The sequence below is a fragment of the Longimicrobium sp. genome (assembly GCF_036388275.1).
Lineage (GTDB): Bacteria > Gemmatimonadota > Gemmatimonadetes > Longimicrobiales > Longimicrobiaceae > Longimicrobium.
In genome coordinates this window covers 1-24,278 of sequence record NZ_DASVSF010000100.1, presented here as the reverse complement: position 1 = coordinate 24,278, position 24,278 = coordinate 1, and the positions used below count along the sequence as shown (strand labels likewise).

The following is a 24,278-nucleotide window of genomic DNA, read 5'->3' as shown; positions in this document are numbered from 1 at the left end:
AGGCGGGTGCCGGCGCTTGCCGGCACCCGCAGATGAGGTTACACGCGCTGGCAGCCGCCGGCGTCGATGCGGCAGCCGTAGCCACCCTCGAAACAGCAGAACTGCTTGGTGTCGAGGGAGCTGCAGCACGCGCGAATCTTCAGGTCGGGAAACAATACCATGGTCGCCTGCGCAGGGCGGGCGAACGACAGCCCGCCAGCCATGATGATCGCAGCGGCGAACAGGTTGATCTTGCGGTTCATCGAATTTCCGCAGGTAGAAGGGTTTGGAGGTGATTACGACCTCGTCAGAGCGCGCCGCAGCCGGTCGCCGTCACCTGGCAGCCGCCCAGATGGCAGCAGGTGCTCAGGACCTTGTCGAACCCGAAGCGCACGTCCCGGTACTCGCAGCAGTAAAGGACGGGCGCCGCCTTGTACGTCGCGTTCGCCGGGGTCGGGGTGCCGAGCACGGTGCCGCCCGCGGCGATGACGGCGAGCGCGGCCATGTGGAGCTTTTTCATCACGCACCTCACGAAGTGGTGGGGAAGGGCGCGCACGCTTGTCGCGCGCGCCCGCGGCCGGCGCACCCTGCGCGGCCGCAACAGCGGGAGCCCTGCCCGATCCTGGCTCTGGCGCCGGCGCGCGACGGCCTTGTGCTGGCCGCGCCGGCTCTCGTCGTCTTCCCTGCCACCCCGCGGGGCCTTGTGGCGCGGCCCCGGTGGTCCCCCGAGCTGTGTCGTCGCTCCTTGCGGTGTCCAGAAACTTGGGTCGGAAAACAGTTCTCCTGCAGGCGCGTGTGCCCAATGCCTGCCGTGCAGGCGCTCGTGGTGCCGTACCGCGCCTCGCCGGCCGGCAGGCGGCGCCAGGGGCGGAGGTGATCGAGCGTGGGACTCGCCTGCCTCCCGGATGGGCCCTATCGCGAGGGCCGCATCGGAACGCGGGCGCAAGGTGCGTGTGGCACCGCTCGAACTGCAAGAACTATCTGCAATTGTCGCTCGGAATGGGCCAGAGGCGCGCAGGCGCGTACCACATTGGGCGGCGCGGGTGTGGTTTTTACCCTTCCTGTTTCCGCGTCGTGCGAAATGGCACCGGCGCGGCGACACGACGCAATGGGGGCGGCTCACCAGAGCCGCCCCCCAGGCACACGCACCCACTCAAGCCCGCCCTCGTCCTCGTCAGGTGCCGCCGGCAGAGGTTCTCCCTGCCGCGATCATGTCGTCTGCCGTCCCCGCGGTCCCATCTTGCCTCGTCGGCGGGGCACCCCCGGCCGGCGCCTGCTTCGCCAGCCGCCGCGCGCGGTTGCGGTCCAGCTCGGCCTTGAGATTTGCGTAGACGGAAGGATCCACCGGCAGCATCACCTCGCGCAGGCGGTTCAGCGGGCGTCGTACGGTGCGGGCGCCCAGGTCGCGCAGCAGGTCGTCGACGTAGTGGAAGGTGAAGGGGATGATGCACGTGCCGCTGGCCACGCCCAGCGGCCGGTTCTGGCGCACCCACGCCCATTTCGCCTCCATGTGGGCCAGCATGGCGTTCCGCGGCGGAAGGCGAAGCTCGCCCATGAACCAGCGCGCGGCCCACCGGGCGCCGATCTCCGACGTGAGCTGGCTGTACAGGCTGCTGTTGTATCCCACGAACGCCAGCCGCGGCACGTCGGGGTGCACCAGGTTCCGGTACAGGTGGAACACGCCCTCCTGGTCCTGCACGGTCCGCTGCACGGACTCGTCCAGGAACGACGCGTGCTGGCGGAAGCCGGTCGCGCAGACGACCACGTCCGCAGGCAGCCGCTCGCCCGTGTCCAGCTCCACCTGGCCCGGGTGAAGCGCGCGGACGCCCGCCCGGTGCGCGGCGATGCGGCCGTCGCGAACCGCGGCGTAGAATCCGTCCGTGGCGAGCCCCAGCGAGCAATTCACCACGCGCTCGATGCGCTCGCGCGGCACCATGCCGCACGCGTCCAGGTGGTGGCTGGCGCGCAGCAGCCGCTCCACGCCCCGCCAGAACAGCCACACCGCGGGCGCGCCGACGGTGTGCATCACCTTTTCCATTCCGCGCAGCTCGCGGTCCCGGAAGAGCATCTCGCTGAACCGCGTGGTGAGCACATAGCGCAGCGGCACGATGCCGAAGAACTTCTTGGGCATCTTCCAGCTCGGGGTGCGGTACGCCATGGCCGTCCGCGCGGCCGCGCCGGCGGCAGCCACGGCCACGTCGCAGGCCGACTTGGCACCCCCGATCACCACCACCGACTTGCCCCGCACCTGCTCCGGGTCGCGGAACCCGGTGGAGTGGAGCACGGTGCCGCCCGTGTCGGCGAAGGCGTGGCGACCCGCCAGCTCCGGCACGTGCGGCGTGCTGAACGTGCCGTTGCAGACGCAGAGAAAGTCGAACGCCTCCACGCGCGCGTCGCCCCCGTCCAGCGCCCGCGAGCGCACCGTCCATCCGTCCGCGCGCGGCGCGGCGTGCTCCACGGCGGTGCGGAAGCGCACGTGCTCCGTTACCCCGAACCGGTCCGCGTACGCCGCCAGGTACGCCTGCACCTGCGCTCCCGTGGGGAACTCCGGGTAGCCGCGCGGCATGGGGAAGTCGGAAAAGGCGTAGGTGTCGCGCGGGTTCTGCGTGTGCACGCCGGGGTAGCGGCGGGTGCGCGCCCACACGCCTCCCACCTCGTCCTCCGTCTCGAACAGCGTAACCTGGAACCCTTCTTCGAGCAGGGTCTTGGCGGTGACCAGCCCGCTGAGCCCCGCTCCGATGATGGCGACGCGCGGCATGGGTGCCTCCGTTGGTGGAAAGGTGCGAACCTCCTCCTGGAGTGAGACGCACGAGAGTGCCCGGTTCTGAACCGGTTTGCGGTTAAGAGCGGATTAGGGCGCCCTCTTGTTTCCGCGCGGCCATCACCGCACTTTCTGGCCGTCTTCCCCACCCGCCGCTTCCTTCCCGTCGCGATCCACCATGCGCACGCACCTTCCCAAGCTGGCCTGGGCCGCCGTCGCCGTGCTGGGCGCCGTGGCGCTGGGCACCATGGCCCTTCACCGCGGCGAAACCATCAACGCCGCCTGGCTGGTGATCGCCGCGGTGTGCACCTACGCCGTGGCCTACCGCTTCTACGCGAAGTTCCTGGCCACGCGCGTCTTCGAGCTCGACGCGAACCGCGCCACGCCCGCCGAGCGGCTGGACAACCACGTGGACTTCGTGCCCACCAATCGCTGGGTGCTCTTCGGGCACCACTTCGCGGCCATCGCGGGGGCGGGACCGCTGGTGGGCCCCGTGCTGGCGGCGCAGTTCGGGTACCTGCCGGGCACGCTCTGGCTGATCATCGGCGTGGTGCTGGCGGGCGCGGTGCAGGACTTCGTCATCCTGTTCGCCTCCATGCGGCGCGACGGAAAGTCGCTGGGGCAGATGGCGCGCGAGGAGATCAACACCACGGCGGGGTTCATCGCCATGGTGGCCGTGCTTTCCATCATGGCCATTCTCCTGGCCGTGCTGGCGCTGATCGTGGTGAACGCGCTGGCGCACTCGCCGTGGGGGCTGTTCACCATCGCCTGCACGGTGCCCATCGCCCTGCTGATGGGGTGGTGGATGCACGCCTTCCGCCCCGGCCGCGTGGGCGAGGCGTCGGCCATCGGGGTGGCGCTGGTGCTGGCGGCGACGGTGGGCGGCCGGTGGGTGGCGGAGAACCCGGTGCTGGCCGACTTCTTCACCGTCGAAAAGACGACGCTGGTGTGGCTGATGGCGGGCTACGGCTTCGTGGCGTCCGTCCTCCCGGTGTGGGTGCTGCTGTGCCCACGCGACTACCTGTCGACGTTCCTGAAGATCGGGACCATCGTGGCGCTGGCCGCCGGCATCCTGGTGAGCCTGCCGACCATCAAGATGCCGGCGATGACGCAGTTCGTGGACGGCACCGGGCCCGTGTTCGCGGGCAAGCTGTTCCCGTTCGCCTTCATCACCGTGGCGTGCGGCGCCATCAGCGGCTTCCACGCGCTGGTGGCGTCCGGCACCACGCCCAAGATGCTGATGCGCGAGACGGATGCGCGGCTGGTGGGCTACGGCGCCATGCTGATGGAAAGCTTCGTGGGCGTGATGGCGATGGTGGCGGCGGGGATCCTGGACCCCGGCGTCTACTTCGCCATCAACGCGCCGGCGGGAGTCGTCGGCGGAACGCTGCAGGAAGCGACGCGGACGATCGCGGCGTGGGGATTCGTCGTTACGCCCGAGCAGATGCAGGGCCTGGCGGCGTCCGTAGGCGAGGAGTCGCTGATGGCGCGAACGGGTGGCGCGCCGTCGCTGGCGGTAGGGATGGCGCAGATCTTTTCGGGCGTCATCGGCGGGTCGGGGCTGATGGCGGTGTGGTACCACTTCGCCATCATGTTCGAGGCGCTGTTCATCCTCACGACCATCGACACCGGCACGCGCGTGGGCCGGTTCATGATGCAGGAGATTTTGGGCCACGTGTACAAGCCGCTCGGGCGTACCTCCTGGTATCCCTCCATCATCCTGTCCAGCGCGCTGGTGGTCGGTGGATGGGCGTACTTCCTGTACCAGGGCGTGGTAGACCCGCTGGGCGGCATCAACAGCCTGTGGCCGCTGTTCGGCATCAGCAACCAGCTGCTGGCCGCCGTCGCGCTGTGCGTGGGAACGACGGTGCTGATCAAGATAGGCAAGGCTCGCTTCGCCTGGGTGACGCTGGGGCCGCTGGCGTGGCTGGCGGCGGTGACGTTCACGGCGGGGTGGCAGAAGGTGTTCGCGGCCGACCCCAAGCTGGGCTTCCTGTCGCAGGCCCGCGCCATCGACGCCGCGCTGGCGGAGGGGCGGCTCCCCGCAGCCGCGAAGACGGTGGAGGCCGCGCAGCAGATGATGTTCAACGCGCGGCTGGACGCCGTCGTGGCCCTGGTGTTCATGGGCGTGGCGGTGATGGTGATCGTGGTCTCCATCCGCGAGTGGATCCTGCTGGTCCGCAAGCGCAAGCCCATCGTGATGCACGAAGCCCCGTTCGTGCCGACGGCGCTGGGGCTGGCGGGGGACTGAGGCGTGGAGCCCGCGTGGACCCGACCCTCCAACCCGAGGTGGAATCCATCTCGCCAGAGCCCCCCCGGCCCGGGACGATCGTGTGCGGCAACTGCTCCACGGCGAACCCGGCGGGCGCGGCCTACTGCGCCAACTGCAAGAACTTCCTGCCGCGCCGAGCCAGCGGAGCCAGCCCAGCCAGACGGGCGCCTTCCGCCCGCCCCGTGCTGGGCCTGCTCTGCGCGCTGGTCGCCGCGGGCGCCACCCTGCTGGTGGTCAGTCCGGGCATGATGATCATGCTGTTCGTCAGCGGGTTCGTCCCCGTGCCGCATGGAGGAGGGCCCGCCTCCACGTTCCTGCTGCTCCTCGGTTTGGGCGTGTGGATCGGGCTGGCCGTCTGGGCGGGAAACCGTGCGTACTGGTCGATCGCTGATGGTGCATCGCCGTGGCCGTACGTCGTCGGGGCGGTCGCGGTCGGCGCGGCTGGATGGATGGTGTGGACGCGCCTGGCTGGGGACTGAGGGGACGGCGCCCTCCCGGACCTCCGGGAGGGCGCCCGCGTCACCCGGTTAGAAGTTGATGAAGTTGCTGGGCCAGTAGCCGCCACCCGGGTACAGGCGGCGCGTGCCGTACGAGTAGGCGCTCCAGTTGTACTCCTCGATCAGGATGCTGCCGTCGTCGTACACGGCGCTCACGTACGCCACGTGCCCGTAGCCCCCCACGCCACCCACGTTCCGGTTCCACTGCGCGATGCGACCTACGGCGGGAGTGCCCGAGATCGCCACGCCGGACGCACGCGCGGCATCGTCCCACATGTGCGCGTCGCCGAAGTGCTCGCCCAGGTACATGTTGGTGAACGTCTTGCCCGTGCGCGTGCCGTTCCAGTTGATGCGGTGCGCCGCGAACGAGGTGCACTGGCGGTTGTAGAAGTTCCATCGGTCCACGCCGCTGGTGCTGGAGTTACGGTACGGATAGTCGTCGCGCCGGCAGGGGCGGGCCACCTGCCGGTCGCTTCCCGTGAGCACGTTCGCGTCGGCCACCCACGAGCCGTTCCCCAGCCGGTCCCAGACCACGCTGGTTCCGTAGTGGCCGGACACGCTCTCGCCCCACGAGGTACAGGAGATGTTCACTCCCGCGCCGCCAGCGACGGAGCCCTCGACCGCGTAGTCGGTGCTGGGGCCTGCCCGCAGGTTGTAGGGGCCGCCGGGCGCCATCTGGGCGCTGACGCCGGTGGGCAGGACGTATTTGCGCGCCGCCACCTCCGGGGAGCGAAGAGATGGGTCGGTGACGGCATCGCCGCAGCCGGCGAGCGCGAGCGACGCCAGGGCGGCGGCGGTGAAACGAGTCCAGTTGAGCATCGTCTTCTCTCGGAAGTGGCGGGGGAACCAGCGGTCACCGCGCGGACGGCGCGGCCGGCGACGGGGACGGGCGCGCAGCCAGCCATACCGGGGCCCAGTTGGGGCCGGGCGCGTGGGTGATGCGGGTAGGCTTGGTGCCGTCGGCGCGGGCCACGTACACCTGGGCGCTGTCGCCGCGGGTGAGCGTGAACGCCAGGTAGCGCCCGTCCGGCGACCAGGCGGGGTCTTCCAGCGACCCCAGCCCGCGGGCGCGCACCTCGCCCTTGAAGCCCGTCGTGACGTCGCGGATGAGGATGCGGGACGGCTCGTTCCCCTTTCGCCGCACCCACGCGATGCCGAAGCCCTGCGGCGCCCACGCCGGCCGGTCTTCCATCACGTGCGGGTCGAGCGGTTCCTCCGAAAGCCGGCGCGTCTCCCGGCCGTCGGGGTAGCTCACGTACACCCGGTCGCTCCCGTCGCGGTCGCTGAGGAAGGCGAGCAGGCCGCCGTCCGACGACCAGCGGGCTCCCCACTCGTCACGCGGGGTGTGGGTGATGCGCTCCTGGCCGCTGCCGTCGGGGCGCATGCGGTACAGCTCCGACACGCTGTCGCGGCTGGAGCCGAAGACCACCCAGTCGCCACGCGGCGACACCACCGGCCGGAAGTTCCCCTCGGGGTTGGCGGTGAGCGCGCGCACCTGCCCGGTGGCCCGGTCCAGGCGGTAGATGTCGCGATAGCCGTCGCGGGTGTTGCTTTCGTAGACCAGCCAGCGGCCGTCCGGCCCCCAGCTCGGGTTGCGCATCAGCGCGCCGCGCGGACCCAGGGGACGCAGCGGCCCGCTTCCGTCGGTCGCCATCCAGAAGCGCTCCACCCGCGACGGGCCCTCGCCCTCCAGCGAGATCACCAGCAGCCCCGAGCCGTCGGGAAGCGGGTCGCCGGCGAAGTCCTGCGCCGGGCGGGCCGTCAGGCGCTGCTCACCGGCGCCCGTGGGGCGCACGGAGTACAGCTCCTTGTTGCCGTCGCGTTCGGCGATGAAGACGATGCGCCCCGCGATCCCTTCGCGCTCGGCCAGCGAGAGCGTGTCCGCGGGGTCGGCGGGGGGAAGGGCAGCCGCGGGCGGGGCGGCCGGGCGGTTGGGGGCGGCGCCGGCATCCGTACCGCACCCCGCCACGACGAGGGCCAGGGCGCAGACCGGGAGTGCTCGCGAGAAGTTGGGCATGTACACTCGTGGGAGGGCTTCGCTGGTTGCCATCGGTCCGGCGTGCGGCGCGGCCGGCCCGAAGTTCCGGACCGGCCGCGCTTTCACCGTTGCCTTGCTACTGGATCCGCACCGCGTCGGCGATCACCACGTAGCCGGCCGTGGTCCACCGCGAGAGCGAAACCTTGTTCCAGCCCGCCGAGAAGCTGTAGCTGCCCAGCGACTGCCAGGTGCCGCCACCCGTCTGCTGGTTCACCGAGCGGCGTCCCAGCTCGGTGCCGCTGGCGTTGTAGATGATGTACGGCGCGGTCGTCGAGCGGTTGGTGCCGGAGGTATACCACGCGGACACCGCCTTGGTGGCGGCGGCCGGCAGGTAGAACTCGAAGTTCGCCGGGTCGCTCACCGCCGCCGTGCTCGCATGGTAGTATCCCGTGCCGTAGTAGCCGCCGGTGCCGGTGGACGCGATCCAGTTGCCCGAGACCGAGAAGCGGGCGTCGGTGCCGGGGCTGCCGGTGTTGCTGTCGACGGTGATGGCCGGGCTGGTGCCGCCGCCCACGCAGCTGTTGATCCGGCTCATGTAGTCCGCCCACGGGAAGCCCTGCCCGGGGTCGTGCGCGCGGTTCACCGGGTCCGGCTGGTAGTGGCCGATGATGTGGTCGCGATCACGGATGATGGCGCGGCTCTTGACGATGTCGCAGGTGAGCGTGACGGAGGTGTTGTACTGCACCGCGGGCCACGGACCGTAGCCGTTGCTGCCGTACGAGAAGCCGCCGTGCTCAATGCCCACCGAGCGCGGGTTGGTGGGATACCCCTGCCAGTACTTGCCCACGTGCCAGGCGGTGTTGTCTTCGTCCACCAGCTGGCGCACTTCGGCGACGCCGCCGCCGACGTCCGTCTGCCCGACGACGTAGTGCGCCGACACGCCGGACTGGGTGCTGGTGAGCCAGCTCCAGCAGCCGCTGTAGTTTCCGGCGCAGGTGTGGATGACCACCAGCGCGGTGGAGTACCCGGAGCGCCCGGAGGTGTAGTTGGGCGACGGGGTCCAGATGGCCGGGCCGTACTCCGTGGTGTACCGCGGGCCGGCCGGGAGCACCGCCGGGGCCACCCGCACGCCGGGATGGGCGGCGAGCGATGCCTGCTCGGCGTCGTTCACGCCCACGCGCAACGCGCGGTACACGCCGTTGGACACGTAGCCCGCGCGGGCCTCTTCGTTGGCGATGCCGCTGAAGCTCGCCACGGCGGGCTCCCAGGCCGCCAGGTCCGAGCCGGCTACGCCCTGCGCCTTGCCTTCGGCGCGAAGCAGTGCCGCGCCGGCGCGGATGCTGGCTTCGGTTTCGGTGCGGGCGGCGGCCAGGCTCACCCCGGCCAGCCGGGCGCCGCGCTCCAGGCGCTCGCCCCGCAGCGCGAAGATCCCGTATGCGGGTGCCAGCCCTTCCATGTCGCTGTGCTCCCCCCGGGCGAACTGCCACCCCGTTTCGGTAAAGGAAACAGCCTTGAGCAGGTCGACCGGCACCCCGAACTCGGCCGCGGCGCGCGCGAACATGGGGTCGAGGCGCAGGTCGGCGGAGGTCGGCTGCTCCTCTGGCTGCACCGATGGGGTGGGGGCGTCGCAGGCGGCAAGTGCCGCGGCGGCGCAGACGGCGGCGGCCAAGGTACGGGCGGTTCGCATAGGCGTCCGTTCGGTACGGGTTCCCCCGGGGCAGGGTGCCGTGGGGGGTAGTGCCCGCCGCTGCACAGCCGGGACCCGCGCTCGGGGGCGGCGAGTGGAGCCTGCAAGCCTCGCCGGGCCAGCCCGTTGCAAGGAATTTCCAACTTTTGCTCTCGTGCGGTCCATTGCACCGGGATGGGGCGGCGTGCACCAGATCGGTGCAACGCGACGGCCGATACTACGCGCGTTCCCGGACCGGCTTCAGGGACCCTGGCGTGCGCCAGGGCCCGTCACTGTCTCGTCGTTGCGCCTGCTCGCGGCTTCTACCGTGGAGGGGTGGAGGCGCCGGAGCCGGAGCGCAGCCACGCCTCGCGCAGGCGCAGCTGCTCGGGGGTGGCGTTGGGGTTCGGAACCAGCCGCTGGGGCAGGCCGCGCTCGTCTTCCACCAGGTCGATGCCCAGGAGCGCATAGGTCTCGCGCACCGGCGGGCGCTCGGCGCGGTCGACGTAGCGCGCGAAGAAGTCCAGCACCTCCGGCGAGGTACGCGCGGCGATGATGGCGTAAAGCGAATCTTCCGGGAACGGGCGCCGCGGGCCGTACTCGCGCGACAGGTCCAGCATCAGGTCGCGCAGGCCGTGCCGCCCGTCGGAGAGCCGCAGCAGGTGGATGTCCAGCAGCCCCGCGACGACGGCGCCGCGCTGGTAGATGTTGCCGTACTGCCGCGCGCCCGCTTCCGTGAACGACGTCAGGGCGAGCTGCTTGAGCGAGAAGGTGGTGTCGTACCGGGTGCGGTCCGTCCGCATCTTGCCCACCACGTTGCCCAGGTACTGGTCCAGCGACATCAGCCCGCCGTCCAGCTGCATCTTTTCCGACGCCCACTCCGTCACGCCCTCGTACAGCCAGACGTGCGCGGACGGCACCGGCGTCTGGAAGTTGAAGTGCTCCACGATCTCGGAGTGGATGTTCAGCGGCGCGACGATGTGAAAGAACTCGTGCGCCGCGATGTCCGTCACCTGCTCGCCCACGCGCGACGTGTACGGGACGTCGGGGAGCACGTATTCCGAGCTGTAGCTGTGCTCCCACGCGCCCATCGCCTGCCCCTGGCGCTGCGGGGCGAAGCGGAAGAGGAACACGTACCGGTCCACCGGCAGGCGTCCCAGGAACGTGCCCGCCGCGGTGAGCGTGCCCTGCATGGCGTCGCGCAGCTCGTTTGCGGTGATGAGTTGCGACGGCGAGTGCGCCGCTATGCGCACCGGCACCCCGCCCACCGTCAGCGTGGACGTGGTGAGGCGCGCGCCCAGCAGAAAAGGCGAGTCCACCGCGTGGTCGTAGCTGTCGGCGCGGTAGCCGTCCGGGCCCGCGACCAGCGGCGTCTCCACCGTCCACCCCGGGGGCGCTTCGAAGTGGATGAACACCGGCTGCGCCTGCATGCCGCGCGGATAGCCGAGCATGGCGTGCGCGTTCAGCAGGGCGTGGTCGGCCTCGATGGCGGTGCCGGCCATGGGATAGATGGGAAATTCGGTCACCGGCGTGTTCCAGGTATCCAGCACCTGGTACGTCACCGTGCGCACGCGCCGCGGGTCGCCGAACACCCACGCGTTCTCCGACTGCTTGCGCACCGCCACCGGCCGGCCGCGCGCGTCCATGGCGCGCAGGTCGCGCACGAAGCGCCCGATGTTCATCGTCTGGTACGTGCCCGGCGCCGTCGCCGCGAACTGGAAGACGCTGTCCCGCGCCGCGAGCGAATCCACCCGCAGCGTGATGGTGGCGCGATGCGTGGCGGGATCATCGATGTCCACCGTGTAGCGCAGCTGCGCCGCGGCGGGTGCGCTGGTGGCGAGAAGCAGCGCCGGGACGATGCGAACGAGGGAGTTCATGGCCGCCGGGGGACGAGGGAGAGTGAACAGCCGGGTCAGGTATGCTAAATATATAGCACATCCGCTACGATTGCACGGATTGCAACGCGGCGGGGCGGACACGAGATTGGACGCCGATGCCCGCCCATTGGTTTGCCCCTCACGCTCAATCCAGCCGAACGACATGACACGCACGCGGGGGGACGGGTGAACGGCGCGATCGACCTGGCCGTGGTGCTGGCGTACGTGGCGTTCGTCGCGGTGCTGGGCACCGTCCTCGGCCGCCAGCAGAAGGACGCGCAGGACTACTTCCTGGCCGACCACTCCATTCCGTGGTGGGCCGCCTGCTTTTCGCTCGTGGCGACGGAGACCAGCGCGCTCACCGTGGTCAGCGTGCCGGCGACGGCGTACACGGGCGACCTGTGGATGCTGCAGCTGGCCGCGGGATACCTGCTGGGCCGCATCGCCATCTCCGTCTTCCTGCTCCCCGGCTACTTCCGCGGCGAGATCGCCACGGCGTACGTGCTGCTGGAGCGCCGCTTCGGCCAGGACGCGCGGCGGCTGGCGTCGCTCGTGTTCCTGGTCACCCGCGTGCTGGCGGATGCGGTACGCATCTTCGCCACCGCCATCCCGCTGGGGCTGATTACGGGGATGCCGGTGTGGGCGTCCATCCTTTCCATCGGCATCTTCACCCTCGTCTACAGCTACTACGGCGGGCTGCGCGCGGTGGTGTGGGTGGACGTGGCGCAGATGTTCATCTACATCGTGGGCGGCATCGCGGTGCTGTGGGTGGTGCTGGGGCTGATCCCCGGCGGGTGGGGCGGGCTGGTGCAGGTTGCGGGCGACGCGGGCAAGCTGAAGGTGATTCACCTGGACGGCGGGTTCTCTCAGGCCAACTGGCTCTTCACGGGCCTCATCGGCGGGGCGTTCCTGACGATGGCGTCGCACGGGGCCGACCACCTGATCGTGCAGCGGCTGCTGGCCTCGCCCTCGCTGCGGGACGCGCGGCGCGCCATCATCGGCTCGGCGGTGATCGTCATCGGCCAGTTCGCCCTGTTCCTGCTGATCGGGGCGGGGCTGTGGGTGTTCTACGAAGGGCGGACGTGGGACACGCCGGACGCCATCTTCCCCCGCTTTACGCTGGACCACCTGCCGCCGGGCATCTCGGGCCTCGTCGTGGCCGCCATCCTGGCCGCCGCCATGTCGTCGTCGCTGAACGCGCTGGCGGCCGTGTCGGTGCACGACCTGTACGTGCCGCTGCGGGGAAAGAAGGACGAGGCGCACCTGCTGGCTGTCGGCAAGCGGTTCACGCTGCTGTGGGGCGTGGTGATGATCGCGGTTTCCCTGGCCTTTCAGCTGATCGCCAAGGGAACGCCGCTGGTGGTGATCGCGCTGCAGATCGCCTCGTTCACCTACGGCGGGCTGCTCGGCGGGTTCCTGCTGGGGCTCATTTCGAAGCGTGCGGACGGGCGCGACGCGGTGACCGGCATGGGGGTTGCCGTCGCGGGGATGACGCTGCTCTGGGCGCTCCAGCAGTTCGGGGCGATTCCCAAGCTGGTGGACACGCTGTGGTTCGCGCTGCTGGGGTCGGCGATCACGGTAGCGGTGGGCGAGGCGAGCGCGCGGATTCGGGGATCCAGGGGTGTGATGGTGGCGGGCTGAGAGCGGGTGTGGACAGGCCGGGTCCGGTGCTCGGGCCGGCGCCCCCCATCCCCAGCCCTTCCCCCGCAAACTGCGCGGGGGAAGGGAGCCAGTCCGGCGCGTCACCCCCGGCGGGAGCGGCGAAGCCAGTCAGGGTTGGGTGCGTCCTCGGCTCTGCTGGGGCGAATGAATTCGCGGCAACGACGGCCCGAAGTCCGCCTTCGCGGACTGCTCGCGGAGTGAGGTGCGCCAAGCCGGTCGACGCAACAGCGCCTGTCATCCTGAGGCCCAGGCGCACCGAACCGGCCCGTAGCACCAACGTCGCGGGCCGAAGGATCTAGCCGCGGGCACGTACCAGCCAGGGCGCGGCAGCGGTCTCCAAACCCGAGGCCTCGGCTGCCGTGGGGCCCTCACCCGGCCGCGCTGACACGCGTGCCACCCTCTCCCACAAACAGCGTGGGAGAGGGGGTACACACCAAACTTGGGCGAGGCCTCGGCCCGGCTGGGGCGAATGAATTCGCGGCAACGACGGCACGAAGTCCGCCTTCGCGGACTGCTCGCGTAGTCGAGTGCGCCAGGCCGTCCGAAGCGCGTTCAGGTCTCCCCCTCCCCTGCGAAGCGGGGGAAGGGGGCCGGGGGGAGGGGGCTCCTAAGGCATGCACCGGCAGCCAATCGAACCCCGACCGAAGTTCCCCTCTCTCCCGCGCAGTTTGCGGGGGAGAGGCCGGGAGAGGGGCCTGCCGGCCGAGGGCCCGGGGGAGGGCCCCCCCAACAGTACCAATCACTCCAGCCGAATGCACGCTGCACGGCCGGCACGCAGCACAACGGGAACGGGACGAAGGGACATCGGATGGATGTGATGCTGTTGCTGAAGGCCGCCGTCATGGGGCTGGTCGAGGGAGCCACGGAGTTCATTCCCGTGTCGTCCACGGGACACCTGATCCTGGCCGGCAAGTGGCTGGGCTTCGACTCGTACGCCAACCACGAGACGTTCGACGTCTTCATCCAGCTCGGCGCCATCCTGGCCGTCGTCTGGCTGTACCGGCAGAAGGTGTTCGGCGTGCTCGCCGCCGCGCCGCGCGACCCCAACGCCCGCCGGCTGATCTGGAACCTGCTGATCGCCTTCGCCCCGGCGGCGCTGGTGGGCTTCTTCGCGCGCGACTTCATCAAGGAAAAGCTCTTCGACACCACCATCGTGGCGATTGCGCTGGTCCTGGGCGGCATCGCCATCCTGCTGGTGGAGCACTGGCACAAGACCCGGGTGGTGACCACGGAAAGCGTGGACGACATCCGGCCGCCGACGGCCTTGGGCGTGGGGCTGGCGCAGCTGCTTTCGCTCGTTCCCGGCGTGTCGCGCTCCGGCGCCACCATCATGGGCGGGCTGTCGCTGGGAATGTCGCGCCTGGCCGCGACCGAGTTCTCGTTCTTCCTGGCCATCCCCGTGATGGTGGCCGCCAGCGGCTTCGACCTGTTCAAGAGCCGCCACCTGCTGTCGGCGGCGGACGCGCCGGTGTTCGCCGTGGGCTTCGTGGTGTCGTTCATCGCGGCGATGATCGTCATCCGGGCCCTGATCCGCTTCGTGTCGAGCAACACCTTCGTGCCGTTCGCCTGGTACCGCATCGTCGTGGGCCTGGTGCTGCTTGCCGTGGCCTGGACGACCCGGGGCGGCTGAGGCCGCCCCGCACCCCGTTTTCCCTCCCTCGCCCCGGACCCGACCCCATGCCCAGCGTATCGTCCCTGTTCACCCAGCGGCTCCCCGCCGACCTGGCCCGCAAGCTCGACCGCACCGAGGCCGCCGCGCGCGAGGCACTGATCGACGTGCACGCCAACCTGGCCCTGGACCTGGTGGCCATCCTGGCGCCGCGCATGCCCTTCGACGAGGCCATCGACCGCTACATCGAGACGATGGAGCTGGACGGCGACGAGGCCGAGCCCATCGGCACGCGGGCGGTGGCGCTGATGGACGCGCGCGAGGTGAGCGAAGACCTGGCGCGCGAGGGGCACCGGGGATGGGGATGGGACTGGCGCTACGCCACGCCCATGGGGGCGCTTCGCTACATCCGCCGCCACAAGCAGCGCAGCGACGAAGAAAACCTGTGGCTGGAGCTGGCCGCCGCGCGCGCCGAGGAAACGCTGGTGACGTCGCACATCCGCTTCGCCATGGAGTTCGTGGAGCTGATGGAGCAGCACCAGCACGCCGACCCCACCCGCGCCGTGGCGCACTACGTGGAGCGGCTGGACCTTCCCGAGCTGCGCGCCCGGATGGTGTACCAGCGCGCCCTGGCCCGCCTGGCCGACGACCTGCTGCCGCGCCTGCCGGAGGAGTGATGCCGCGCGCGGCCCGGCCGCGCACGAACCTTGCGCCTGACGGGGCCGGAAACTCCGCGCGTGTGCCGCGGACCCGCCCCGGCGGGCGTTCGTGCATCCCCGAATACTCAGTGCAGATGATGAACCGATCGGAGTGGGCGCAGAAGGCCGCCGCCGCGGCGCTGCTGGTGCTGCTGGCCGCCTGCGGTGGCGGCGACGGCAAGGGCGAGGGCGACGGCGAGCAGGCCAACGACAGCGCCACGGCAGCGGCGGCGCCCGGCGACACCGGCGCCGCGTCGGGCGCGCAGCCCGGGCAGACGGCCAACAACCTTCCCGCGGGCCCCACGACGCAGCTGCCGCCCAACGAGCTGGGCCGCATCATGGTGCTGGAGTACCACCGCACCGGCAGCCCCGAGGGCGAGTTCGTCCGCACGCTGGAGAACTTCCGCAAGGACATCCGCACGCTGTACGAGGCGGGATATCGCCCCGTGACCATGCGCCAGGTGCTGGAGGGGAACATCGACATTCCGCGCGGCACCACGCCCGTCGTCTTTACGATGGACGACGCCACGCGGGGCCAGTTCTACCTGACGGCCAACGGCGAGGTGGACCCCAACACCATGATGGGGTCGTGGATGTCGTTCAAGCGCGAGAACCCGGGATGGGGGCCGGGCGGCATGGTGTGGTGCATCCTGCCCGCCGCGAGCCATCCGTCCAACTTCTTCGGCGAGACCAAGGACCGCGACACGCCGCGGGAGCAGCGCGAGGCCAACATCCGCAAGAAGATGGAGATGATCGTCCGCGACGGACACGAGGTGTGCAACCACACCCTGTACCACGCGCGGCTGGACCGGGCGGCGAACGACCAGCAGGCGCAGGACTGGATCGGCATCGGCGAAGACAGCATCAAGGCGTACCTGCCGCAGGACTACGACATCGTGACGTTCGCGCTGCCCTTGGGCATGTGGCCGCGCAACAAGCCGCTGGCGTGGGCGGGCACGTACCGCAACGGCAAGCGCTATGAGAACAAGGTGGTGCTCGAGGTGTCGGGCGGGCCCAGCGTTACGCCCTGGGACACGCGGTGGGATCCCCACTCGGTGGACCGCTTCATCGTAGGGCCGGGGCAGCTGGAGCGGCAGCTTCAGCGGTGGGAGCAGGACCCCACCAATCGCTACGTGTCGGACGGCGACCCGCGGACGATCAGCTACCCCGCGACCATGGCGCAGTACCTGAACCGCTCGGCGCTGGGCGGACGCACGCCGCGCGAGGTGGCCGGCGCACCCGCCGCGGCCGCTCCCGCCGCCGGCGGCGCGCAGCCCGCCGCGCCGGCCGCCGGGGGAACGACCGGGCGGTGAGGTGGAAGTGCGTGAGTGCGTGAGCGGCCCCCGGACGAGAGGATTTCGTCCGGGGGCGCTTGCGTTCGGGGCCGCCGGCACGTCCCCGTTTCGCTTGCACATCTGTAAGGCGGTGGACGACAAGGACTTCCGGATTGGCTGAACCGTGATCGGCGCGGTTGTCCGGTTCGGCGGAAGCGGTTATCTTAGGTACTGCGATACGGCACCTGCGTTTACGGACGCGAGCGGTGCCGGTGAGACGAAGGTACTCCGCGGCTTCCGCTTTTCTTTTTTGACGACAGGGAGGGTTCCCCATGCCTTTCGGACTTGGTTTCGGCGAGCTGGTACTGATCTTCGGCGTGCTGCTGCTCCTGTTCGGCGCCAAGCGGCTGCCCGAGCTGGCCGGCGGCATGGGCAAGGGAATCCGCGACTTCAAGCGCTCGCTGAACGGGCTTGACGACGAGAGCATCCAGGCCAACGCGCAGCAGAACTACCTGCAGTCGCCGCCTCCCGGGGCCCCGGTGCATACCTCCGCCCCGGTCGAGAGCGAGCCGACCCGCGTCGGCTGACCCACCCGGCACCACGAACCACGAGCGGCCCCCGGCACCGATGCCGGGGGCCGCACTCGCATGTCTGGAGGACGGGGCCGCGCCCGTTCGGAACGAGTACGGAGTTGGGCTCCGCCTGTTTCATATTTCGGTTTATATTCGGGTGCGCGCGGCGTGGGTGGCGAATCATTCCGCGCCGTTACTCCCCCAATCCCGAAGAGGAACCATGGCCGAGGTCAGAGGACAGTTGCTGGATGAAGGCGGAGCCGTCTACAACGTAAAGGCCTACAAGACCACCACCAACTCCTGGGCGGACGCCATCCGCGCCGCCATCGGCGCGGCCCAGCCGGTGGGTGGTACGGTCCTGTTCCCGCCGGGAACGTACACCGTCGGCGAGTCCATCAAGGTGCCCTCGGGGATCACGCTGGCGGGCTCGGGGATGTACTCTTCCATCGTCAAGCACACCATCGATCCCAAGGCGTCGTACAACAACAACGCCGACGCGATGTTCGACCTGTCGCCCGTGGCCCCGGCGACGGAAACGAAGAACGTGCGCATCGTGGATCTCGGCATGGAGGGCAAGAACACCACGCGGATCCTCGCACCCGAGGGCCCCATTCCCCGGCACGTCTTCATGGGCAGCGTGGAGGGCAGCTTGGTGCACCACGTCACGGTAGAGCGGTGCCGGTTCGACGCCAGCTACGGCGCCGGGATCGGCGGGTTCGATCCGAAGCACGTCATCGTGCGCGACTGCAGCGCCAGCGGCAACGGCGAGAACGGCATCAACGTGAACGGATTCCACCACCAGATCGTCCGCAATCGAGGCGAGAACAACGGCAGCGCCTTCATCGAGGCCGCCGTCGGGTTCACCCTGGTGTCGCAGAACTACGCTCGAGGGAACAACAACAAGGGCATCGTGGTGGGCGGGTTCACGAGCACCGACGCCAACGCGAGGGGCTGGTACAACGTGGTCACCGACAACATCTGCATTCAGAACCAGGGCGGGCTGGCGCTGGCGGGAAACACCTGCTTCTCGCTCGTCGCCAACAACATCTGCCACGCCAATCGGCTCTGGGGTATCCTGGTGACCACCCACGCCGGTGTCACGCAGCACAACCTCGTGCACAACAACATCTGCACGGCGAACGGCGACCCCGGCTCCTCGAACTTCTACGGCATCTTCATCGACGCCCCCGAGGTGCGCGTGACCAACAACAAGCTCGCCGACGTGCCCACGGTCGTCGCCGACGTGGATCCGGGAACGGCGGCGCGCCAGAAATACGGGGTCCTGATGTACAGCGGCGCCAACCACGACGTCGTCGGCAACGACTCGCGCGGGCACGGAATCGTGGATTACAGCTTCGAAGGGGCGAACCCGCCCACGAACGTCGTCTTCCAGCGCTGGCGGGCGGAGCCTGACACCAAGACCTACGTGGGTCCGGGCGCGACGTTCAAGAGCTGAGGCCCTGGCCGGCCGGAACGAGCGAGCGCCGCCCGGGACCCCGGGCGGCGCTCGCTGCGCAGAGGAGGCCGACGGCGGCCCTACTGCCCCTCGTACTGCGGCGCGTCGGGCTGCTGGCCGTGCTCCTGGGTGGCGCGCAGGCTCTTCAGCCGGCGGGCAACCTTGGCCACCCGGCTTCCCAGGTTGCGCGCCGTCGTCAGCTCGCGCTCCTCCGGCTGGCGCGATCCGTCGTTCCCCGCCAGCGTTCCCGGCCCGTACGGCGACCCGCCGATGCCGTCCGTCGTCAGGATCTGCGGGTTCTGCCCGTACGGCGTGCCCACGAAGATCATCCCCAAGTGAAGCAGCGGCACCAGGCCCGTGATGACCGTCGTCTCCTGCCCTCCATGGATGGTGGCCGAACTCGTGAAGATGCCCGTGGCCTTGTCCTCGAGCTCGCCGTTTGCCCACAGCCCGCCCGCCGTGTCGATGAACTGCTTGACCTGCGCCGACATGTTGCCGAAGCGCGTGGGCATCCCCCAGATGATGCCGTCGGCCCAGCGCAGGTCGTCGAGCGTGGCTTCCGGGATGTCGGCGTGCGCCTCCTGCGCCTTTACGTACCACTCCTGTGTAGACATGGCGCGGCGCGCCTCCTCCAGCTCGGGAATGCGCACCACGCGCACCTCCACGTCGGGCTCGGCCCCGCGGGCGCCCTCGGCCACGGATTGCGCCATCCGCGCCGTGTGCCCGTAGCTGCTGTAGTAGATCACCAGAACGTTTGTCGCCATCCGAGTTCCCCTGCGTTTCGCGGTTGTCATGTCATCGCCAAGCGCCAATTATCTTAGCACTAAGGCGCTTTGGCGGGCCGGGGCAAACGCAAGCGGCATACCCGGCTGCGGCCACCTGTCATGTCCGAATGCTGTCGTGAGTTAGGCGGTGTGCTTCTTGCCGCCCTGGCTGCCGGCCAACCGGGTTTTCTCCATGTTTTCGATGGGTGCCGGTGCCGTACGGACCGCGACTGGAGCACGAGTTGATCGCCACATTGACGAACCCCGCCCAGCTGGACGTGCTGCGTGCGGCGGACCTGCTGGCGGGCGAGCGCATAGAGGCGTTCGACCGGCTGGCCCGGGCGGCTGCCCGCGCCACGCACGCGCCCGTCGCGCAGGTGAACCTGCTGACCGCCGACGAGCAGCTGCCGCTGGCCTGCTACGGGCCGGAGCCGTGGACCTCGGCTGGGGCCGTTCCGCTGGACTTCTCGTACTGCAAGCACGTCGTGGGGACGGCCAGGCCGCTGCGGGTGGCCGATGCGCGCGAGCACCCGCTGACCCGCGACAGCCGCGCGACCACGGAATCGGGGATCGCCGCCTACGCCGCGGCACCGCTGACGACGGACCACGGCCATACGCTGGGCACCCTGTGCGTCTTCGACTTCCACCCGCGCGAGTGGACCGACGAGCACATGGAGATCCTGGACGACCTGGCGGCGCTGGCCGTTTCGGAGATCCAGGCGCGCGTGGCCGCCCGCCGGCAAACGCGCGAAGCCGTGGCCGCGAGCGAGGCGCGCTACCGCGCCCTGGCCGACGATGCGCTCGACACGTCGGAGGTGGGCACCATCATCCTGGACGCCGAGTTCCGGGTGATCTGGGTGAACCGCGCGATCGAGCGCTTCTTCGACGTGGAGCGGGTTCGCATCCTCGGCCGCGACAAGCGGCTGCTGCTTCACGAGGAGCTGAAGCACCGCGTGGAGGACTCCGACGGCTTCGAGCGGCTGCTGCGGGCCATCTACGCCGCCAACGACTCCGTCGCCGAGTTCGAGTGCCGGCTCAAGGACGGGCGCTGGCTGGCGCACTGGAGCCGCCCCATCCACTCCGGCGTGTACGCGGGCGGGCGGATCGAGCACTACTACGACGTCACCGAGGCCAAGCGCGCCGAGTCGGTGCTGCGCGAGCACGCCCGCGTGGCCGAGACGCTCCATTCATTGGGGGAGTCGTTCGCCTCGGAGCTGAACCTGGAGGCGCTGGTGGAGCGCGTGACCGACGCGGCCACCGCGCTCACCGGCGCCCAGTTCGGCGCCTTCTTCTACAACCAGAAGAACGAGGCCGGCGAGTCGTACACGCTGTACACCATCTCCGGGGTGCCGCGCGAGGCGTTCTCGAAGTTTCCCAATCCCCGCAACACGCCGGTGTTCCATCCCACCTTCGCGGGCGAGGGGGTGGTGCGCAGCGACGACATCACCCAGGACCCGCGGTACGGCACGATGGGCCCGCACTTCGGCATGCCCAAGGGGCACCTGCCGGTGCGCAGCTACCTGGCGGTGCCCGTCACCTCCAGCTCGGGCGAGGTGATCGGGGGGATCTTCCTGGGGCACGAGGGGGCCGCCCTGTTCAGCGAGACCCACGAGCGGCTGGCGGTGGGCATCGCCTCGTGGGCGGCCGTGGCGGTGGACAACGCGCGCCTGTACGATGCCGAGCGCCGGGCCCGCGCCGCCGCGGAGGAGGCCAACCGCGCCAAGGCCGACTTCCTGGCCACCATGAGCCACGAGCTGCGCACGCCGCTGAACGCCACCATCGGCTACTCCGACCTGCTGCTGATGGGCATTCCCGAGGCCATCCCCACCGCGTCGCAGGCCCAGGTGCGGCGCATCGGCGCCAGCGCGCGGCATCTGCTGGAGCTGATCGAGGAAATCCTGAGCTTCAGCCGCATCGAGGCCGGGCGCGAGCGGGTGGACGTGGAGGAGTTCGACGTGGTGGAGCTGGCCGTGGGCGTGGGCGAGATGCTGGAGCCGCTTGCGGGGCAGCAGGGGCTGGCCTTCCACGTCGGGGTGCCTGACGGGCCGGTGCCCATGCGTTCGGACGCGCGCAAGATCCGGCAGATCCTGCTGAACCTCCTTTCCAACGCCATCAAGTTCACGGAGGCGGGGTCGGTGGAGCTGCAGGTGACGGCCCGGGAGGGCGAGATGGAGTTCGTGGTGGCCGACACGGGGATCGGTATTTCGCCCGAGCACCTGGCGCGCGTGTTCGAGCCGTTCTACCAGGCCGAAACGGCCAAGCACCTGCGGGTGAGCGGCACGGGGCTGGGGCTGGCCCTGGTGCGGCAGGTTTCGGAGATGTTGGGCGGCGGCGTGTCGGTGGAAAGCACGCCGGGACAGGGCACGCGCTTCACCGTTCGCCTTCCGCGCGAGCTGCCGTTCGAGTCCTGACTTCGAAAACGGGTCTCACACGGAGGGCACGGAGGGCACGGGGGAGGACGGAGGGCGTCCGCTGGTGCCCTCCTTTCTCTTTTCCCTCTGTGTCCTCCGTGCCCTCCGTGTGATGCTTTCTGTCAGCCGGGCGCCGGCTCCGGCGCGTAGGGAGCGGGTACCGCGGAGTTCGTGACGGGCCGGGGAGGGCCGATGTCCGGCGGCGACATCGGGCCGAACGCCAGGTCGCGGATCAGCACCGTGAGCGGCACCGCCAGGATGGCGCCGGTGGGGCCCAGCACCCACGCCCAGAAGATCACCGACAGAAAGCTGAGCAGCGCCGACATCTGCATCTGCTTGCCCACCACCTTGGGCCCGATGACGTTGTCGAGGACGTTGTTGATCACCTGGTAGCCGATGAAGACGATCAGCGCGCTCTGCCACCCGCTGTCTACCAGCGCCAGCAGCGTGGGCGGCACCAGCGACAGCGTGAAGCCGATGTTGGGAACGAAGCTCAGCAGGAACGAGAGCACCGCCCACAGCAGCGCGTAGTCCACGCCCAGCACCAGCAGCAGCACGTAGTTCAGGATGGCCGCCACCAGCCCCAGCACCGCGCGCACGCCCATGTAGCGGCGAATGGTCTCCGAAAATCCCAGGAACCGCGCGGCCAGCGGGCTGTGGTCCCGCGAGCCCGCCTGGGCGCGCCGCTCCAGCTGCCACATGCCGCCCAGCATGAAGGCGAAGATGAACATCGTCAGCGCCAGGTTGCTCAGCGTGGCCGCCAGGCTCCCCGACACGTTCAGCGCCGCCCGCCCGACCGCCGGCCCGCGGAGCGCGCTCTGCAGGTACGATCCCGCGTCGATGCCGTACGTGGCCAGCGTGGCGGAGAGCCCGCCGATCATGGCATCGAGCTCCGCGCGGGTGCTGGGAAACTCCACCGCGATCTGCCGCAGCGACTCGCCCACGAAGGCGATCAGCAGCAGGCCCGAGATCACGACGCCGATCACCACGAGCGTCACCGCCAGCCCGCCCGCCATCCCCCACCGGCGCAGCCTGCGGGTGAGCGGCTGAAAGAGCAGGGCCAGGAAGCCCGCCATCAGCATGGGGTTCAGGATTCCCGACGCCGCGCGCATTCCCGCGACCAGGATGACGACGGCTGCCGCGCCCACGAGAAAGGGCAGGGGACCACGGCGGATCTGTGCGTAATCCATGACGGGCGAGCCCGATCCGGGGGAGAGAGGGCGAAGGAGTGGCGCGGATAAGATGCGGCTGGGTGCGAACGCCGTCCAGTGCGGGAGGCGCGCGGCGGGGTGTGGCGTTGCGTTTCGAAGTGGGCCGGCGCATGCCGCGGCGGCCCCCCATCCCCAACCCTTCCCCCGCAAACTGCGCGGGGGAAGGGAGCCAGCCCGGCGCGCGTGGCCAAGGCAGGTGGGCCTCCCGACGCGTGAGCGGGTGAGCCGCAGGCGCGCCTCACCTGCCGAAGCGCGATTTGTCATCCCGACGGAGCGGCCACGGCATACCCGATGTGCGCACGGCAGACCGCAGCGACCGAGGGATCCGCCACACAGCCCCGCGAGACGAACCGCCGCCCTCTCTCGAATCAAACCCCGTGCGGTTCCGCGCTCGCCCAGCCAATGAGAAGAACAGCCCGGGTGCTTCCGCAGCGAGGAGGCATTATCCCGCAGTGTGTGGCGGATCCCTCAGTCGCTGCGAATTACGGTGTTCGGGCAGGTTCGAAGTGGCCGCTCCATCGGGATGACATCGTGCGGCTTCGGCCGGTGCAGCGTGCGGGCAGGTGAGGCCCCTCACCCGCTCACGGCCAGCCGGTACATCCCACCGTCCGCACCGGGCGAGAACCCCATCCGGCGCAGGTACTCCGTGTGCTCCTTGCTCCCGGGCTCGCTCAGGATCTCGCGGATGCCCTGCTCGCGGAAGAAGTGCGCCTGGTCGGCGAACAGGTATCGCCCCGTCTTGAAGTCGCGGTACTGCGGGATCACGAAATCCAGCACCACCCGCAGCGCCCCGTCTCCCCGCATCTCCCCGATGAACAGCCCCGCGGGCACCATGTCGCGCAGCACGAAGAAGATGAGCTGCCGTTCCGCGGGCGCGTGGGCGAAGCCGGGAAGGAAGCGCTCGATCTCGGCGCGGTGAAAGTCCAGGAACGCGGCAAGATACTCCGAGCCGGCCTGCACGCGGAGCAGCTTGAAGTACTCCCGCGAGCCCAGCATCTGCCGCAGGTAGTACAGGTTGATGAACACGATGATCAGGTTCACCACCGCCACCGGGTACGCGTGGATCAGCACGCCGTACACCGTGAACGCCGCCGAACCCACGAGGTTGATGAGGCGCAGCTTGAGGATGCTGCTCATCATCAGCGAAACGGCCACCAGCACGGAGGCCACGTATCCCACGATTTCCAGCACCATCTGCTGATTCATTCGCCAAACCGCCAAGGGAAAGCCCGACCTGTCCGCCGCGTGCGGCGTCGGAGCCACACGTTTAGCACCCCGCGCCCTGAAAAGCAAAAACCCTGGCGGGCGCGGCGGGTGGACGATGCAGAGGCCCCGGCTAGGTCGGGCGAATGAATTCGCTGCAACAACCACACGAAGTCTGCCTTCGCAGACTGGCCTGCTTGGATGCGAGTTGAAGTTGGGGGCGCGCCCGGAGCTTGGTGCAGTTCTCCCCCTCTCCCGCTTGCGCTACCCATTACCCACATCTTTGTATCGGGCCAGGGACGCCCAAAACCAAGGTGACAGCAGGGGTTTGGCCCTCATCTGCGTCCACTCGGGAGACGGAGCAGCGCGCATTCCGGTGCGTAGACGC

At 69.8% G+C, this 24,278-nt stretch carries 19 protein-coding genes; 9 read left to right on the top strand and 10 right to left on the bottom strand.

The genetic code is table 11. The annotated features are described in order from the left end of the window. Nucleotides 1–38: 38 nt before the first annotated feature. The 3 genes from VF632_RS21130 to VF632_RS21120 form a co-directional block, all read right to left on the bottom strand. Nucleotides 39–242 (bottom strand): hypothetical protein, encoded by a 204-nt coding sequence (locus VF632_RS21130; protein ID WP_331024907.1) that lies wholly within the window; start codon nucleotides 240–242, stop codon nucleotides 39–41. 44 nt (nucleotides 243–286) lie between these two features. Further along, a complete protein-coding gene (locus tag VF632_RS21125; protein ID WP_331024906.1) occupies nucleotides 287–499 on the bottom strand; it encodes a hypothetical protein in 213 nt (70 codons plus the stop codon). A gap of 654 nt (nucleotides 500–1,153) precedes the next feature. Continuing rightward, complete coding sequence (locus tag VF632_RS21120; protein WP_331024905.1) at nucleotides 1,154–2,737, bottom strand: flavin-containing monooxygenase; 1,584 nt, start codon at nucleotides 2,735–2,737, stop codon at nucleotides 1,154–1,156. A 181-nt stretch (nucleotides 2,738–2,918) separates the two neighbouring features. Between VF632_RS21120 and VF632_RS21115 the strand changes: the two genes are divergently transcribed. Together VF632_RS21115 and VF632_RS21110 are read left to right on the top strand one after the other, a co-directional pair. After that, a complete protein-coding gene (locus tag VF632_RS21115) occupies nucleotides 2,919–4,991 on the top strand; it encodes a carbon starvation CstA family protein (RefSeq protein ID WP_331024904.1) in 2,073 nt (690 codons plus the stop codon). A 14-nt stretch (nucleotides 4,992–5,005) separates the two neighbouring features. Continuing rightward, nucleotides 5,006–5,491 (top strand): hypothetical protein, encoded by a 486-nt coding sequence (locus VF632_RS21110; protein WP_331024903.1) that lies wholly within the window; start codon nucleotides 5,006–5,008, stop codon nucleotides 5,489–5,491. A gap of 48 nt (nucleotides 5,492–5,539) precedes the next feature. Here VF632_RS21110 and VF632_RS21105 read toward each other — a convergent pair whose 3' ends face one another. The 4 genes from VF632_RS21105 to VF632_RS21090 all read right to left on the bottom strand — a co-directional run bounded on the left by VF632_RS21105 (nucleotide 5,540) and on the right by VF632_RS21090 (nucleotide 11,030). Then, entirely contained in the window at nucleotides 5,540–6,328 is a 789-nt protein-coding gene (locus tag VF632_RS21105; RefSeq protein ID WP_331024902.1) for a CHAP domain-containing protein, read from the bottom strand. Between the two features lie 34 nt (nucleotides 6,329–6,362). Further along, nucleotides 6,363–7,526 carry a hypothetical protein gene (locus VF632_RS21100; protein WP_331024901.1) on the bottom strand — a complete coding sequence of 388 codons (1,164 nt, stop codon included), beginning with the start codon at nucleotides 7,524–7,526 and terminating at the stop codon, nucleotides 6,363–6,365. Between the two features lie 97 nt (nucleotides 7,527–7,623). Continuing rightward, nucleotides 7,624–9,174 (bottom strand): N-acetylmuramoyl-L-alanine amidase, encoded by a 1,551-nt coding sequence (locus VF632_RS21095; RefSeq protein WP_331024900.1) that lies wholly within the window; start codon nucleotides 9,172–9,174, stop codon nucleotides 7,624–7,626. 302 nt (nucleotides 9,175–9,476) lie between these two features. Further along, complete coding sequence (locus VF632_RS21090) at nucleotides 9,477–11,030, bottom strand: hypothetical protein (RefSeq protein WP_331024899.1); 1,554 nt, start codon at nucleotides 11,028–11,030, stop codon at nucleotides 9,477–9,479. 186 nt (nucleotides 11,031–11,216) lie between these two features. On the opposite strand from VF632_RS21090, the gene VF632_RS21085 reads away from it, so the two are divergent. The 6 genes from VF632_RS21085 to VF632_RS21060 all read left to right on the top strand — a co-directional run bounded on the left by VF632_RS21085 (nucleotide 11,217) and on the right by VF632_RS21060 (nucleotide 18,301). Continuing rightward, on the top strand, nucleotides 11,217–12,671 hold the full coding sequence (locus VF632_RS21085; protein WP_331024898.1) for a sodium:solute symporter: 1,455 nt from the start codon (nucleotides 11,217–11,219) through the stop codon (nucleotides 12,669–12,671). A gap of 829 nt (nucleotides 12,672–13,500) precedes the next feature. Continuing rightward, nucleotides 13,501–14,322: an undecaprenyl-diphosphate phosphatase gene (locus VF632_RS21080; RefSeq protein ID WP_349264027.1), complete on the top strand. Its 822-nt coding sequence runs from the start codon at nucleotides 13,501–13,503 to the stop codon at nucleotides 14,320–14,322. Between the two features lie 47 nt (nucleotides 14,323–14,369). Then, nucleotides 14,370–14,978 (top strand): hypothetical protein, encoded by a 609-nt coding sequence (locus VF632_RS21075; RefSeq protein ID WP_331024896.1) that lies wholly within the window; start codon nucleotides 14,370–14,372, stop codon nucleotides 14,976–14,978. Between the two features lie 116 nt (nucleotides 14,979–15,094). After that, entirely contained in the window at nucleotides 15,095–16,312 is a 1,218-nt protein-coding gene (locus tag VF632_RS21070; protein WP_331024895.1) for a polysaccharide deacetylase family protein, read from the top strand. A gap of 293 nt (nucleotides 16,313–16,605) precedes the next feature. Continuing rightward, nucleotides 16,606–16,860 (top strand): twin-arginine translocase TatA/TatE family subunit, encoded by a 255-nt coding sequence (locus VF632_RS21065; protein ID WP_331024894.1) that lies wholly within the window; start codon nucleotides 16,606–16,608, stop codon nucleotides 16,858–16,860. A 205-nt stretch (nucleotides 16,861–17,065) separates the two neighbouring features. Further along, a complete protein-coding gene (locus tag VF632_RS21060; RefSeq protein WP_331024893.1) occupies nucleotides 17,066–18,301 on the top strand; it encodes a right-handed parallel beta-helix repeat-containing protein in 1,236 nt (411 codons plus the stop codon). Between the two features lie 80 nt (nucleotides 18,302–18,381). On the opposite strand, the gene wrbA is transcribed toward VF632_RS21060, so the two are convergent. Then, the gene (gene wrbA, locus VF632_RS21055) at nucleotides 18,382–19,065 is read right to left on the bottom strand and encodes an NAD(P)H:quinone oxidoreductase (RefSeq protein ID WP_331024892.1); all 684 of its coding nucleotides are present in this window, start codon (nucleotides 19,063–19,065) and stop codon (nucleotides 18,382–18,384) included. Between the two features lie 242 nt (nucleotides 19,066–19,307). On the opposite strand from wrbA, the gene VF632_RS21050 reads away from it, so the two are divergent. Beyond that, on the top strand, nucleotides 19,308–21,476 hold the full coding sequence (locus VF632_RS21050) for an ATP-binding protein (protein WP_331024891.1): 2,169 nt from the start codon (nucleotides 19,308–19,310) through the stop codon (nucleotides 21,474–21,476). A 122-nt stretch (nucleotides 21,477–21,598) separates the two neighbouring features. Here VF632_RS21050 and VF632_RS21045 read toward each other — a convergent pair whose 3' ends face one another. Both VF632_RS21045 and VF632_RS21040 read right to left on the bottom strand, forming a co-directional pair. Next, nucleotides 21,599–22,666, bottom strand: a complete 1,068-nt coding sequence (locus tag VF632_RS21045) for an AI-2E family transporter (RefSeq protein ID WP_331024890.1) — start codon at nucleotides 22,664–22,666, stop codon at nucleotides 21,599–21,601. Nucleotides 22,667–23,260: 594 nt separating this feature from the next. Then, entirely contained in the window at nucleotides 23,261–23,893 is a 633-nt protein-coding gene (locus tag VF632_RS21040) for a hypothetical protein (RefSeq protein WP_331024889.1), read from the bottom strand. Between the last annotated feature and the right edge of the window lie 385 nt (nucleotides 23,894–24,278).

Coding starts and splice junctions, on each gene's coding strand:
- VF632_RS21125 (WP_331024906.1), bottom strand. CDS start 499: ATGAAAAAGCTCCACATGGCCGCGCTCGCCGTCATCGCCGCGGGCGGC.
- VF632_RS21045 (WP_331024890.1), bottom strand. CDS start 22,666: ATGGATTACGCACAGATCCGCCGTGGTCCCCTGCCCTTTCTCGTGGGC.
- wrbA (WP_331024892.1), bottom strand. CDS start 19,065: ATGGCGACAAACGTTCTGGTGATCTACTACAGCAGCTACGGGCACACG.
- VF632_RS21040 (WP_331024889.1), bottom strand. CDS start 23,893: ATGAATCAGCAGATGGTGCTGGAAATCGTGGGATACGTGGCCTCCGTG.
- VF632_RS21070 (WP_331024895.1), top strand. CDS start 15,095: ATGATGAACCGATCGGAGTGGGCGCAGAAGGCCGCCGCCGCGGCGCTG.
- VF632_RS21060 (WP_331024893.1), top strand. CDS start 17,066: ATGGCCGAGGTCAGAGGACAGTTGCTGGATGAAGGCGGAGCCGTCTAC.
- VF632_RS21100 (WP_331024901.1), bottom strand. CDS start 7,526: ATGCCCAACTTCTCGCGAGCACTCCCGGTCTGCGCCCTGGCCCTCGTC.
- VF632_RS21065 (WP_331024894.1), top strand. CDS start 16,606: ATGCCTTTCGGACTTGGTTTCGGCGAGCTGGTACTGATCTTCGGCGTG.
- VF632_RS21115 (WP_331024904.1), top strand. CDS start 2,919: ATGCGCACGCACCTTCCCAAGCTGGCCTGGGCCGCCGTCGCCGTGCTG.
- VF632_RS21105 (WP_331024902.1), bottom strand. CDS start 6,328: ATGCTCAACTGGACTCGTTTCACCGCCGCCGCCCTGGCGTCGCTCGCG.
- VF632_RS21075 (WP_331024896.1), top strand. CDS start 14,370: ATGCCCAGCGTATCGTCCCTGTTCACCCAGCGGCTCCCCGCCGACCTG.
- VF632_RS21130 (WP_331024907.1), bottom strand. CDS start 242: ATGAACCGCAAGATCAACCTGTTCGCCGCTGCGATCATCATGGCTGGC.
- VF632_RS21095 (WP_331024900.1), bottom strand. CDS start 9,174: ATGCGAACCGCCCGTACCTTGGCCGCCGCCGTCTGCGCCGCCGCGGCA.
- VF632_RS21080 (WP_349264027.1), top strand. CDS start 13,501: ATGGATGTGATGCTGTTGCTGAAGGCCGCCGTCATGGGGCTGGTCGAG.
- VF632_RS21090 (WP_331024899.1), bottom strand. CDS start 11,030: ATGAACTCCCTCGTTCGCATCGTCCCGGCGCTGCTTCTCGCCACCAGC.
- VF632_RS21120 (WP_331024905.1), bottom strand. CDS start 2,737: ATGCCGCGCGTCGCCATCATCGGAGCGGGGCTCAGCGGGCTGGTCACC.